Origin of the sequence: Cupriavidus pampae, from assembly GCF_914271485.1 — a bacterium.
In the GTDB taxonomy this organism is placed as follows: domain Bacteria; phylum Pseudomonadota; class Gammaproteobacteria; order Burkholderiales; family Burkholderiaceae; genus Cupriavidus; species Cupriavidus pampae.
The window spans coordinates 173190-186881 of the sequence record NZ_CAJZAG010000006.1 but is presented as its reverse complement, the minus strand read 5'-3'; the positions used below and the strand labels follow the sequence as shown (position 1 = coordinate 186881).

Annotated in this window: 12 protein-coding genes; 4 read left to right on the top strand and 8 right to left on the bottom strand. The window is 65.2% G+C overall.

The features are described from left to right. Positions 1 to 84: 84 nt before the first annotated feature. Positions 85 to 1242: a DNA polymerase IV gene (dinB, locus tag LDO41_RS16225; RefSeq protein WP_223989957.1), complete on the top strand. Its 1158-nt coding sequence runs from the start codon at positions 85 to 87 to the stop codon at positions 1240 to 1242. A gap of 27 nt (positions 1243 to 1269) precedes the next feature. Here dinB and LDO41_RS16220 read toward each other — a convergent pair whose 3' ends face one another. The 4 genes from LDO41_RS16220 to LDO41_RS16205 form a co-directional block, all read right to left on the bottom strand. Further along, positions 1270 to 2241 (bottom strand): 2-dehydropantoate 2-reductase, encoded by a 972-nt coding sequence (locus LDO41_RS16220; RefSeq protein ID WP_223989955.1) that lies wholly within the window; start codon positions 2239 to 2241, stop codon positions 1270 to 1272. An 84-nt stretch (positions 2242 to 2325) separates the two neighbouring features. Continuing rightward, the gene (locus LDO41_RS16215; RefSeq protein ID WP_223989953.1) at positions 2326 to 3333 is read right to left on the bottom strand and encodes a DUF2272 domain-containing protein; all 1008 of its coding nucleotides are present in this window, start codon (positions 3331 to 3333) and stop codon (positions 2326 to 2328) included. Between the two features lie 241 nt (positions 3334 to 3574). Continuing rightward, positions 3575 to 3853, bottom strand: a complete 279-nt coding sequence (locus tag LDO41_RS16210) for an HU family DNA-binding protein (protein ID WP_223989951.1) — start codon at positions 3851 to 3853, stop codon at positions 3575 to 3577. A 1048-nt stretch (positions 3854 to 4901) separates the two neighbouring features. Further along, positions 4902 to 5072 (bottom strand): hypothetical protein, encoded by a 171-nt coding sequence (locus LDO41_RS16205; RefSeq protein WP_223989949.1) that lies wholly within the window; start codon positions 5070 to 5072, stop codon positions 4902 to 4904. 110 nt (positions 5073 to 5182) lie between these two features. Here LDO41_RS16205 and LDO41_RS16200 point away from each other — a divergent pair, with 110 nt between their 5' ends. After that, positions 5183 to 8380: an autotransporter family protein gene (locus tag LDO41_RS16200; protein ID WP_223989947.1), complete on the top strand. Its 3198-nt coding sequence runs from the start codon at positions 5183 to 5185 to the stop codon at positions 8378 to 8380. Between the two features lie 92 nt (positions 8381 to 8472). After that, entirely contained in the window at positions 8473 to 9000 is a 528-nt protein-coding gene (locus LDO41_RS16195; protein WP_223989945.1) for an SET domain-containing protein, read from the top strand. Positions 9001 to 9067: 67 nt separating this feature from the next. Here LDO41_RS16195 and LDO41_RS16190 read toward each other — a convergent pair whose 3' ends face one another. The 4 genes from LDO41_RS16190 to phhA all read right to left on the bottom strand — a co-directional run bounded on the left by LDO41_RS16190 (position 9068) and on the right by phhA (position 13000). After that, positions 9068 to 10849 carry a sensor histidine kinase gene (locus tag LDO41_RS16190; protein WP_223989943.1) on the bottom strand — a complete coding sequence of 594 codons (1782 nt, stop codon included), beginning with the start codon at positions 10847 to 10849 and terminating at the stop codon, positions 9068 to 9070. A gap of 62 nt (positions 10850 to 10911) precedes the next feature. Beyond that, a complete protein-coding gene (locus LDO41_RS16185; protein WP_109582532.1) occupies positions 10912 to 11616 on the bottom strand; it encodes a response regulator transcription factor in 705 nt (234 codons plus the stop codon). A gap of 128 nt (positions 11617 to 11744) precedes the next feature. Continuing rightward, a complete protein-coding gene (locus tag LDO41_RS16180; RefSeq protein ID WP_223989941.1) occupies positions 11745 to 12044 on the bottom strand; it encodes a 4a-hydroxytetrahydrobiopterin dehydratase in 300 nt (99 codons plus the stop codon). A gap of 65 nt (positions 12045 to 12109) precedes the next feature. Continuing rightward, on the bottom strand, positions 12110 to 13000 hold the full coding sequence (phhA, locus tag LDO41_RS16175) for a phenylalanine 4-monooxygenase (RefSeq protein ID WP_223989939.1): 891 nt from the start codon (positions 12998 to 13000) through the stop codon (positions 12110 to 12112). A gap of 136 nt (positions 13001 to 13136) precedes the next feature. Here phhA and LDO41_RS16170 point away from each other — a divergent pair, with 136 nt between their 5' ends. Further along, positions 13137 to 13610 (top strand): Lrp/AsnC family transcriptional regulator, encoded by a 474-nt coding sequence (locus LDO41_RS16170; RefSeq protein WP_223989936.1) that lies wholly within the window; start codon positions 13137 to 13139, stop codon positions 13608 to 13610. Positions 13611 to 13692: the final 82 nt, after the last annotated feature.

Sequence of the window (13692 nt, the reverse complement as noted above, 5' to 3'; positions counted from 1 at the left end):
CATTCAGTGGTTGCCAGATGATCGATCCCGGCGATATCATCGCGCACTACACTGTACGGACATACAGTATTCGGTGATATCGTCATGACCCTCGGCGCCCGCCGCATCGCTCATCTCGACATGGACGCGTTCTACGCGTCGGTCGAACTGCTGCGCTACCCGGAACTCCGCGGGCAGCCCGTCGTGATTGGCGGCGGCCGCGATGCCATCCCGCAAACCCTGCCCGACGGTTCGCGACGCTATGCGCGTCTGCGCGACTACGTGGGTCGCGGCGTGGTCACCACCTCCACCTACGAGGCACGCGCACTCGGCGTGTTCTCGGCCATGGGCATGATGAAGGCCGCGCGGCTCGCGCCCGACGCCATCCTGCTGCCAACCGACTTCGAGGCCTATCGCCACTACTCCGGCCGCTTCAAGGCGGCGGTGCGGGCATTCACGCAAGAGATTGAAGACCGTGGTATCGATGAGATCTATATCGATCTGACGAATATTCCGGGCGAGGTGCGCGAGGTGGCCGCGCAGATCAAGAATGCCGTGCATACCTCGACCGGCCTGACCTGCTCGATCTGCGTCGCGCCCAACAAGCTGTTGGCCAAGATCGGTTCCGAGCTCGACAAGCCCAATGGCCTGACCATCCTGACAGCCGAAGATGTGCCCACCCGGATCTGGCCGCTGGCCGCGCGCAAGGTCAATGGCATCGGCCCGAAAGCCGCGGACCGGCTGAGTGCGCTGGGGATCCATACCGTGGGCGATGTCGCGCAGGCCGATCCCGGCCTGCTGCAGACCCACTTTGGCCGCAACTATGCCGAATGGCTCGCGCGCGTGGCGCAAGGCCACGACGAGCGGCTGGTGGTGGTGCGTTCGGAGCCGAAGTCGATGAGCCGCGAGACGACGTTCGAACGCGACCTGCATCCCAGAAACGACCGTCCGGTGCTATCGGAAGCGTTCACGACGTTATGCCTGCGCGTGGGCGAAGACCTGCGCCGCAAGGGCTATGTGGGCCGCACAGTCGGCATCAAGCTGCGCTTCGACGATTTTCGGACGGTGACACGCGATCTGACCCTGACCGCGTACACCGCCGACGGGGCCGCCATCCGCCGCGGTGCGACCGAATGTCTGAAGCGCATCGCGCTCGAACGCCGGATTCGGCTGCTGGGCGTACGCGTGAGCGCGTTGCTGCCAGCGAGTGCGGTCGGCCACGAACCGGTGCAGGAAGAACTGCCGTTCGCGGCCGAGGAATGAGTTACGCGGCCGAGTGGGCCGCTGACGTCAGGCCAGTCCGTGCGTCTGCGCGTGCAACCGCACGAGGCCAAGCAGCGCATCGAGGTTCGGCGTACGAATATCGACGCGTTCGCCGATTTCGCGCACTGACGCGACCAGCGCGTCGATCTCGAGCGTGCGCCCGGCCTCGGCATCCTGCAGCATCGATGTCTTGAAAGCGCCGAGCTTGCGCGTGACCTGGCTGCGATCCTCGCCACTCTGCGCGATCGGACAGCCGATGGCCGCACCAATGCGACTCGCCTCGGCCATCACATCGAGGCAGAAACGATAGACCAGCGGGTCGTCGAGAATACGGTCGCAGGTGGCGCCGGTCAGCACGGACACCGGGCTCATCGTCATGTTGCCCCACAGCTTGAACCAGACGTCGCGCTGGATCGCCGCGCTGCGTTCCACCTCGAGCCCCTGCTGCAACAGGTCCGCCACACGATCGACGCGCGGGTCCGGGCCACCGGCCGGGGCGCCGAGGATCAGCTTGTCGCCAAAGGCATGCTGCACCACGCCCGGCTCCGGACTCGATGCCGACAGATGCACGACGCCCCCGATCACCTGCGATGCCGGCAGGGCTCGCGCGATACGGCCATCGGGATCGACGGTCTGCAGACGCTGGCCGGACAACGGTCCCGGCCGCTCGAAGAACCACCATGGCACGCCATTCATGGCCGGCACGATGACCGTGGCGGAACCGATCAGCGGCGTCAGGCGCTCGGCCAGATCGGCCAGTGCGGGTGCCTTGACCGTGATGATCACGATGTCCTGCACCCCGAGCCGCGCCGGATCGGCCTCCGCGTGCACCGGATATGATGCGCGCCCGTCTCGGTCGATCAGCGTGATGCCGTGCGCCTGCAATGCCTCGAGTGTCTTGCCCCGCGCCAGCACGTTGACCGTGTGCCCAGCCTTCGCCACGCGCGCGGCAATAAAGCCACCTACCGCGCCGGCACCGACGATACAGATGGAAGCCATGATTGAATTGCTCTCCTGACTATCGATGCGAATTATCGACTGCATCCGATATCAAACACATCGATTATTCACGCGAATAATTTTTTACTGCAGGTCGTTGCGCATGACCAGTATCCACGGCATATGCGAGTTGGTGAACGCGTCGAGCTTGCCCGAATCGCCCAGCTCGATCACATCCATCGACACCGACTGTTGCACATTGCCACCGATTGCGCGGACTTCGCGCGCGGCAGGATCCACCTCGACCACGATATCGCAATGCATCGGCGTCGTGCCGAACCCGATCTCGGCCGGATCCTCGAGAAACTTGTCGCGGCCGCGCACGGCGCAGATGACGTCACCCGGGCGGGGCAGGGCGGGCACCGGCTCGATATGAAACGCCGGTGCGGGTAGCACTCCGTCTCGCGCATCCACCACGTACATCGAATGTGACTCGCCGGTCAGGAACTGGCGCTCGTCGAGCCCAGACTTGCGCATGACCCACGAAATGAATACCGCTGACCACGCCCATGCCCCCTGCGTGATCTGCTGGCAGTTCGGCGACTGGCCCACGATATGCCAGTAACGCTGCGCCAGCGCGCAACCCTGCGCGGTGGCTTCCATCCCCGTGCCGTCGGGAAAGCGCAGGCAGTCTGCATCGCCCGACGCGTCCGCTTCGGTATCGGCGGAAGCGGTCCCGCTACCATTCGGACGGTCGCCGGCCACGCCGGCCTGCGGCATGACGGGCGCCGGCAGCGGACTGCGCGTCACGCAGGCCGTATCGTCGCGGCCGATGCGAACCACCTGACCGCCCCAGCGCTGCCACTCCTGGCGCGCGATTTCCACGATCCGTTCGCGTTGTGTAGCGCCCGGCGTGGTACGCACGCGTTCGGTGTCCGGCAGCGCCGCGGCCTGTGGCCGCGCGGGCTTGATCTCGGTGGCGCAGCCACACAGAACGGCCACCGCGACGGCTGCGGTAAGGCCCTGCAATATGGTACGCAAAGGGGGGCGCAACGGCAGTCGCGCAGCCTGTGGAGAAAGCTGTGGAATGCGGTGTGGAAAGCGCTGTGAATAACGCTTTGGAAAGATGCGAACGAGACGGCGCTGCGGCATGGGAGGTACGTCAGGCGCGGCCCCCGGCGAGGCGTGTGCTGGCCTTGTCCGAGCGCCGTTTTTCAGCATGTCCAGGCAGCCATCGAAACCCAGCTGCCGCCTGTGCGATAGACCGCGTGCGGAGCACGGGCCACCACTGTGGATAACGTTCCCCCGCCTGGCGCGCACCCGCGCCGGAGACGCGTCCGGTGGCGGCATGGCGGGGTCATGCGAATGGGCATCAACCGCAGCCCAGCCGCTATCACTGATTGACGGCGTCCTTGAACTTCTGGCCAGCCTTGAACTTCACAGTCTTTGCTGCTTCGACCTTGATTTCCTCACCGGTGCGCGGGTTGCGGGCCATGCGCTCGGCGCGCTCGCCCTGGCTGAACGTGCCAAAGCCAATCAGGCTCAGCGTATCGCCCTTGGCCACAGCTTCGATGATGGCGTTCAGGGTTACGTTGAGCGCCTGCTCGGCCTTGGCCTTGGTCAGACCGTCCACGCCTGCTGCAATCGCGTCGATCAGTTCGGTTTTCGTCATGCTTCACTCCGTATCGAGTTGAAAAAACACAGACGTCCTGCCCTGGCGGATCCGGCTGGAACCCGCTCCGGCAAAGACGCCGCGGGCAACATCATACCGTGTCGGGCAAGGCGCACCGGAACGAGAATGTTACCGATTGGTATCGGCGGGCTCCTGTGACACTCCGCAGACGGGCGTAAACCGCCTGCGCGGCCGTATGCGGCTCCGGAGGTGCTGGGGGCGTATACGCGTCCTGCGAGGCCCTCCGGGGCGCTCAGAGGCGCTCTACGGGGCTGGCAGGGCTCGTGTGTGCCTCGGGACGTCCTTAAGGTCGCTGAGCGTACAGAGCGCGCTGTGCGTCGAGGGGTATACGCATGGAGGTGTTGCGCTGTTTCAGGTCCACGGGCGAGGCCCATGCTTTCTGTTTACATCTTTCTTTCATGTATACAGATAGTAGTGATAGATAAGGGGCACCTGTTTCTGTGGATAACCACGTATACGTCAATCGAATCAGAGGTTTGCGTATACCAAAAGCATCGGGACGAAGTGTTGGTGAGTGGGGATGACTCAGCCTTTTGCATGAGACCACCCGAGGTATACGTCGAAGTTGTTCCGTATACGTCCCCATGTCAGCCCCAGCAAACCCACAACGTAACCGCAGGCTTATCCACCGCCGGAGGCCGGGTTATCCACAGACGGCGTGTGTCCACCTCGATGTGCATCGTAAATATCTGAAAATCGAAAATCTATTTTCCGATTATATTGGCGCTAATTACGATAGCGCGTGAAACCGCTTTCCGTATTTAATACCCCTACGCCCCTGAGTATTTTCGCCATCAGCACCTGGCGCGGGAGGGTAGGTATGAAAGCAGTCAGTATCAAAACAAGCATGGCACCTCGTCTTGGCGCGTGCCTGTTGGCTTCCACGGCTTCTGCACAGGTTGTCGTGCCCGCCGGAGAAGATATTGGTGCCTATTTGAATGCGAGTCCGGCCGGTATTGCCAACTGGAATGCCGCGCGCTTCAGTTTCTCGCTGCAAAGCAATGCGGCATGGCAAATACCGGTGCAGTCAAACACCGGGGAACGCGCGAGACTCGAGATTCTTGGTAATGGGCACACCGTCACGCGGGGTCGGAACGCCGCCGTCTATCTCGACGGGACCACCGTGGATGCCGCTGTCGTATCGCTCTCCAATCTGTCCTTCACGCAAACTGGCGGCGCTGGCGATGCCGTCGTTCATGACCTGGGCAGCGGTCGCCTGTTCGAGGTCAGACTCGATGGTGTGACGTTTACCGGGTTGAGCGGTACCAATTGGACGGCGCTCGCGCTGGCCCCAGTACCGGAGGCACGATGCTGCGGGTCGTCGCTGGCCCGGGCGGCGGGATGTTTACCGGCAATACGGCGACTGGCCGCGGCGGCAGCGCCTTCGTTCGATCCGGCACGCTGGTACTCGACGCGCAGGCCGGGTCGCTCGAGTTCGCGGGTAATCGCGATCGCGCGGCTCCGGGTCCCGCGCGTCCCAATGCGATCCATTTCGCCGGCAACGCGAACCTGGTGCTTCAGGCCGCGGCGGGACAACGCATCGTATTTCACGATCCGATCGACTCGGCGGACAACGCCTTGGTGGCGGTGACCAAGTCCGGCGCGGGCGAGGTGATCTTCCACGGCAATGCCGGGCAGGGCGCTTTCGATTCGCCGATCCATGCCAATACGTCGGTCACGGGTGGCATCTTTACGCTCGCCGATGGCGCGCGGTTTGGCCGTATCGATGGCATATCCGCCACCACAGCCGGCTTGTTCTCGGTGGGCAGCACTGCCACGGTACGCGGTGGTAACGAAGCGGTGCTGCGGGGAAGGCGTGTGACCGTGCAGGATGGCGGCACGCTTGCCGTCACGGCAGGACGTTTCACGCTCGACGCGCTGGCGACCGAACTGCAGGGCGGCGCCAGGTTGACGGGCACTGGGACGCTGGCCAACACGCACAATCTGGTGCTAACCGGTGCCGTTACCGCGGACATTGCCTCGGGTGCCATGCTCGAAGTGATCAGCGGCATCAACGGCGCAGGCGCGTTGCAGAAGACCGGTGAGGGAACACTTCAGCTTTCGCGCGCGGCGACCCATACCGGTGGGACGACGATCGTCGCGGGCACATTACGCGTCGGCAACGGTGCGACCTTCGGCAGCCTGGCGGGCAACATCGCCAACAGCGGCGCGCTCGTGTTCGATCGCAGCGATGCGCTGACCGTCGGTGGCGTGATCAGCGGCCGCGGCACGGTGACCAAACGCGGCGCCGGCGAATTGCGCCTGACCGCCAACAATACCTATACGGGCCTCACGATCCTCGAAGGCGGCGTGCTGGCGTTCTCAAGCCCCAACAATCTGGGCACGCTCGGCAATGGCATCGTGTTCGATGGTGGCACCCTGCGTTACCTGAACGGTTCCTTCGGCTTTATCGGCCGGCCGGTCACGGTGCGCGCGGGCGGCGGCACGTTCGACAGCAACGGCTACTCGACCGAGCTGCGCAGCGTGATGACCGGTGTGGGGGGCATCACCAAGACGGGGGCGGGTACGCTCACACTGACCGGCAACAGCAACTACACGGGCGGCACGACGATTCTGGGCGGCGTGCTGCAGATCGGCAACGACGGCACCAGTGGTAGCGTCATCGGACCGATCGCCAATCATGCGGCGCTGGTGTACCGGCGCGCGGATACCGTGATCCAGGATGCGGCCGTCAGCGGCACGGGCTCGGTCACGCAGGCCGGTGCCGGCAAGCTAGTGTTTCGCGGCGTCCACACCTATAGCGGTGGGACCACGGTCGAGACCGGCACGCTGGTGGTCGGCGATCGTCCCGAGGTGGCGGCTGAGCTCGCGGGTGGAGGATCGGTGTCGGTGGGCACCAATGGCGCGCTCGGTGGCTATGGCAAGGTCGTGGGCCCGGTCGTCAACGCTGGACTGATCGGCGTCGGCAATGCGCTACCGGCTCTCGCAGGCGGCCCGGATGCGGTGTTCACGATCGTGGGTACACTCGATCATCGCGGCACGGTGACGATGATCAATGGCGTGGCCGAGGACCGGCTGGTGGTCAGCGGCGGATCGTATATCTCCAACGGCGGCCTGATGCGCATCGAGACCATCCTCGACGCGGGCGGCCCAGCGTCGCGCAGCGATATGCTCGTGGCGGATGGCACGCAACTCGCCAGCGGCGGCGCCACGCGTCTGAGCGTGCAGTCGGTGGGTGGGGTTGGTGCCGTGACGCCTGGCGATGGCATTCGGGTCGTGGCAGTCGGCAGTCGCGATCTCTCCGCGGCTGGCACGTTCGTGCTCGATGGCCGTGTGGTGGCGGGGCCGTACGAATATCAGCTTCATCAGGGCGGCGTGGCGGATGCCGCGGACGGCCAGTGGTATCTGCGCTCGGCACGACCGGTGCCGCCTGCTCCCGTACCCACCCCTGCGCCCGCACCGGTACCGACACCTGCGCCGGCCCCCGTACCCACGCCTGCGCCACCCATTGCCGACCCGGCTCCCACACCGTCGCGCACACTGAGCCCATCGGCAGTCCCCCTGCCGCTTTATCGGCCCGAGGTCGGCGCGTACCTGGCGAACCAGCACATGGCGGCCACGATGTTCGTGCACAGCCTGCATGACCGCCCCACAGACCAGCTCCCGGTTATCGCCACGCCCGGCGCTGGCCGCCGTGGCGCCGCGTGGTTACGTGCTGCGGGTCAATGGACCGGTAGCACCAGCAACGATGCAAGCCTGCACGTCACCGCGGACGGCTTTCTGTTGCACGGTGGCGCCGAACTCGCGCGCTGGCCGGCCTTGCCGGCTGGCACCAGCGATGGCGGTGCACTACATGTCGGCGTCATGGCCGCATACGGTCAGACCAGCAGTCAGGCCGAGGCGCAGGACAACGCGGCGCGCGCACGCGGGAACGTCGAAGGGTGGCAGGTCGGCGCCTATGGCACCTGGTACCAGCACGACGACAGCCGTCTGGGCGGCTACGTCGATGCATGGTTTGGCCATGGCTGGTTTCGCCAGCGCGTCGATGGCGACCGGTTGCCATCGGTCCACTACGATGGCAGCGGCTGGAACGTGTCGGCGGAGGCCGGTTACGCATTGCCGATGCCGGCAGGGTGGGTGGTGCAGCCGCAGGTGCAATGGCTCTACGCCAACGTTACGGATGACGACCTTACCGAGCACAACGGCACGCGCGTGCAGGGCACCGGCAGCGATGGCGTGATCACGCGGCTGGGCGTGCGAATCGCATGGCCTGTGCCGCTGTCACGGTCGGCGGCCGACGGCGGCACGCGCAGGCTCGAACCATCGCTCACGCTCAACTGGTGGCATGGACGCACCGATGGCAGCGTGTCGTTCAATCAGATGCCGGTCGGCAACCTGTTTCCATCCAGTCGTTATGAGGCGAAACTGGGCCTCGATGCGGTGCTGGGCCGCAGATGGACTGGCTGGACCCATGTATCGGGCAGCTGGGGCGCGAACGACTTCCATCAATACGCTGTGCGCGCCGGCGTGACCTATGCATGGTGAATGTGTCTGCGCGATGCCGCCATTGTCACGACACGCGGGTATCATTCCGTTCGCGCGGGATACTCCGGGCGATTTTCCATTCGGGAAGGAACATGGCGGACAACGCGAAGGCGAAGCAGGGCGACAAGAAGCCCGAAAAGAAGGGCGGAAAGAAAAAGACCGCGAGCGATCGCATCGAGGTGCGGCAGTCGGGGGTACATGGTCGCGGCGTGTATGCGATCGGGGCCATCGGCGAGGACACGCGCATCATCGAATACAAGGGCGAGCACATCTCGTGGAAGGAAGCGCTCAAGCGCCATCCGCACGATCCCGACGATCCCAACCACACGTTCTACTTCAGTCTTGAAGATGGCAGCGTGATCGACGCCAAGTTTGGCGGCAACCGCGCGCGCTGGATCAACCACGCGTGCGCGCCGAACTGCGAGGCGCGCGAGAAGAAGGGGCGCGTGTTCATTCACGCGTTGCGCGACATTGCCGAAGGCGAAGAGCTCTTCTACGACTACGGCCTGGTGCTCGATGCGCGTTACACCAAGAAGCTCAAGAAAGAGTTCGAATGCCGTTGCGGCAGCCCGGACTGCCGCGGCACGATGCTCGCGCCGAAGGAAAAGCGCGGCAAGTAGGCGAGCAGAGTAGGCGAGCAGAGTAAGCGAGGAAAGTAAGCGAGGAAAGTAAGCGAGGCGGTCGTCGTCAGACGCGACGGGTGACCTGCGACAGCGGGATGCCCGTTGGCGCGGGCGCGGGTTCGCACGGGATGCGAATCACGAAGCGCATCGACGGGCGGCGCTGCACGCTGATGTTGGCTGCCGTGCTGGCTGCGTTGGCGGGGTCAGGGGCGTCGGTGGTGCCACCGTCGCCCTGCGCAGTGGCGCGTTCCACAGCGACCTCCACCACGGGCGGCAGGACGGGCGCCGGCACGTCCTCGATGCGGATCGTGCCCTGATGCAGCGTCACGATCTCGTGCACGATCGCCAGGCCCAGTCCGGCACCGCTCGGCGCGGCCTGACGCGCAACGCCCGGCGTGTCGTCCCCGCGGAAGAAGCGCTTGAACACTTCGTCGCGGCGCGCGGGCGGAATACCTGGGCCGTTGTCCTCGATCATCACCACGGCCATGCCGCGATGGCCCATGGTCTCGCCACCGGCGCGCACCGTGATGCGTCCGCCGGCCGGCACATACTTCACGGCATTGTCGATCAGGTTGCTCAGTGCCTCGCGCAGCAGCAACCGATTGCCGCGTACGTGCGCGGGCGCGCCACCCGTGAAGGTTGGGCCGGGCAGGATCTCGAAGCCGAGGTCGATACGACGCGCGAGCGCCTGTGGCACCCATTCCGCGCCGATCTCGAACGCGAGTTCGGCCAGATCGAAATGCTCGACTGGCCCGAGTCTCTCCAGCGACAGACCCGGCTCGGCGCGCGCGAGCGACAGCAACTGATTCGACAACCTCACGGCGCGATCGGCGGCGGTTTGCACTTCGCGCAGCGCATGACGCGCCACGTCCAGCGTATCGGCCTCCACCGCGCGGTCCGCATGCAGCTTGACGGCCGTGAGCGGGGTACGCAGTTGATGCGCGGCATCGGCGATGAACTTGCGTTGGGCGTCGAGCGCATCGCGTAGCCGCGACAGCAGCGCATTGAGACCGCGGATCAGCGGCTCCACTTCGGCCGGTACCTGCGTTTCGTCCAGGGCGGCCAGCGAGCGCGCGGTCTGACGGTTCAGCTTGTCGGTGAGGATCTGCAGCGGCACGAGCTCTTCCTTGAGCACGTGCGACAGGATCAGACTGCCGAGCAGCAGCAGGAGCAGCAGCGGCACCGACACCGATAGCAGGATTTCGTTGGCCGCGGTCTCGCGCCGGTCGAGCAGTTCCGCCACCTCGACCACGATCGGCCCACGCGGCGCTGTCGCCTCGGGCGCGCTGGCGCCGCCGGACGCACCGGCGCTGGTGGAGGTTCCGTATTCGTCGTTGGCGGGGCTCGGCAAGGTCACCGGCAGGCGCACCGCGCGCACCTGACGGCCACTGAACCATGCATAGAACAGCCGCGCGTCATGGAGCGAGGTCTGACCCGTGCCGTAGCCAAGCCAGGTGTCCATGCCGCCGATCAGTCCGTCGGGGCCGTGGATGCGCCAGTAGATGCGGTCGCTGCCCTCGGCCTCGACGAGCGTCTGCGCGATCATCGGAATGTCCTGCTCGAGGCGTGGCCCTGCAATGCGGATCTGCTGCGCGATGTTATTGGCTACGCCATACAGCGCACGGTCGAACACTTGCGTGGTGTAGTGCGCGGCCAGCCAGTAAGAAAGCGAGCCGCTCGTCAGCACCAGCGCGAACAGCGGTGTTGCGAGCGCGCGCAGCAGATGGATACGCAGGCTCTGATTGGTCGCACCGCGGCTGCCGCCGCGCGCGCGCGCGCCGTGACCCGGCGTGGTGCCAGGCGTGGAGCCGGATGCGGACGGGGGCGGTGGTTGGCGCGGCCACATGGCGGGCGGCTCAGTCGAAGCGGGTGCAGATGCTCATGGCGCCCGCGCGGGGCACCGCGGCATCAGTGTCCGGCGCGGATCTGCAGCAGGTAGCCAAAGCCACGCACCGTGACGATTTCCACATCGCTGTCCTCGAGCTTCTTGCGGACGCGGTGGACATACACTTCGATCGCGGTGTCGCCGACCGTATCGCCGCCTTCGCCGGCGGGATGTGCGAACGTCGCGAGGTGATCCTGCATCTGCGCCTTGCTGACCACGCGGCCCTGACGCTGCAACAGCAGTTCGAGCACCGCGAACTCACGCGGCGACAACTCCAGCGGGCGGCCATCGACGAACATGCGGCGATCGTTGCCGGACAGGCGCAGCCGACCCAGCCGCACATCGCGTTCCGGCGCGGCCTCACCATGCTGGCTGCGGCGCAGCAGCACACGCACACGCGCTTCGAGTTCGGGCAGTGCGAAGGGCTTGACGAGGTAGTCGTCGGCACCGGCATTGAGGCCGGATAGCTTGTCTTCGAGTTCGTCGCGCGCGGTCAGGATCAACACCGGCGTGGTGCGATTGCGCGCGCGGTAGCGCGCCAGCAGCGTCATGCCATCGATGCCGGGTAGGCCGAGGTCGAGGATGACGAGGTCGTGCTGGTCGCGCAGCAGGTGGTCGGTGGCGTAGACGCCGTCATGCACGACGCGGACCTGATGGCCCGCCCGCGACAGGCCAGCTTCCACGCCACTGGCGATTTGACGGTCGTCCTCGATCAGCAGGATGCGCATGGCTCTGTACGTAATGACGTCTGGTTAGGCAAGGCTCGGCTGCCAACCATCGTGCAAGTCGGCAATCTCGCCGATTGTACAGGGACGTTGCTTTCAGCGACCTAACAGGCGTCGAAGGACGCCGACGGCTAGCGCGTCAGTCCCGCAGCGGCTTTCTCGATGAACGTGGCCAGGTCGATATCGCGTTGCGTCAGCCCATCGGCATCGTGGGTCGACAGCGTGATGTCCACGCGGTTGTACACGTTGAACCATTCGGGGTGGTGGTCCGCCTTGTCCGCATGCAGCGCGACGCGCGTCATAAAGCCGAAGGCCGCGTTGAAGTCGGCGAAGCGGAACGATTTCTGGATGGCGTCGCGGCCCTGTACCGGCGTCCAGCCGGGCAGGCCGGCCAGCAGGCTTGCGCGCGCGTCTTGCGAGAGAGGAGTCATGATGGGCTCGATCGAAATAGCGTCGGATTGGCGCAAGGGGATTGTTTCACAAAGGGGGCTGTGCTTCAGATGTCCTCGCTGTCGCCCCAGCCTTCGCGCGTGCCGGTGTGGATCACACGATCCCCCGCGGCGATATCGCCGGCTCCGAGCGTGGGCTGGTCGCGCAGCGCGTCGTACAGCGGAGTGAAGTCCGGACCGGTGGCGTCGAACAGCTGTTCGAAGCTGTCGATCACGAAATACGTCTTCTGGAACGTGTCGATGCGATAGCGCGTGCGCATGATGCGTCGCACGTCGAAGCCGATGCGATTGGGGCTCGCCGCATCGAGGCTGTAAATGGATTCGCCCTGGCTCGACAAGATGCCGGCGCCGTAGATACGCAGCCCCTCGGGCGTGCGCATCAGGCCGAACTCCACCGTGTACCAGTAGAGCCGCGCGAGCATGTCGAGCGCGCCCAGGCCGTGCGCCTTGAGGCCACCCTTGCCGTAGGCTTCCATGTAGTCCGCGAAGACCGGGTTGATCAGCAGCGGCACGTGGCCGAACACGTCATGGAAACAGTCGGGCTCCTGCAGGTAGTCCAGCTGCTCGGGCTTGCGCATCCACCAGCTCGCGGGAAAGCGGCGGTTGGCCAGATGCTCGAAGAACACCTGATCCGGCACCAGCCCGGGCACCGCCACCACTTGCCAGCCCGTCGCGCGCATGAGCCGTTCGTTGAGCGCCTCGAAGTCGGGCACACGGTGCTTGTCCATACCGAGCGTCTCCAGCCCCTCGAGAAACTCGTTGCACACGCGTCCCTTGAGCATCGTGGCCTGGCGCTCGTACAGCGTGCGCCACATCGCATGATCGGTCTCGGTATAGCGATGGACCGGTTGCGCGATGGTGAAGTCGTCGCGTAACTCCTGCCCGGACAGCAGGCCGGCGTCGAACTGCTCCCTGAGTTTCTCGGTCATGGTGATCATGTGTGCTGCTCCAGCGATGCGGGAATACTGCACAGTCTATCGATCCGGTGCTGCAATTCGGCCGCAATCTCAGGGATGAATGCCGATCGTATGCATATAATCCGCATGTCTACGGCGATGGATGCGGAAAATACGTATGGTCGAGCTTGATACCTATGATCTGGCGCTGCTGGCGGCCCTGCAGACCGATGGACGCTCCACGCACCAGCAGCTTGCCGATCGCGTGCACCTGTCACCGAGCCAGGTCGGCCGGCGCATTGCGCGGCTGGAGGCCGATGGCGTGATTACCGGTTACCGCGTGAATCTGTCGCATCAGGCACTCGGACTCGGTGTGGTCGTGTTTATCAGCATCAAGCTTGCGCATCACGGCGACACTGCGGTGGAGCGCTTCCGCGAGGAGATCCTGCTGCTCGACGAAGTCCAGGAGTGCTACGCGGTGGCCGGCGAGGCCGATTACCTGGTGCGCGTGGTGGTGCCGGATCTGCCGCTGCTCGCCGACTTCACGATGAAGAAACTGATGCGCGTGCCGGGTGTGGAGAGCGTGCGCTCGAATATCGTGCTGACCGCGCTCAAGCGCGAAGGCCAGTTGCCACTGTCCCATCTGCGCTGAAAACACAAGTCCCGGCGCGGTCCGTCGTGCCGAAATGTGCGCAGGCTTGCGCTTGCAATCGGCCCATGTCACGCTCGCCGGA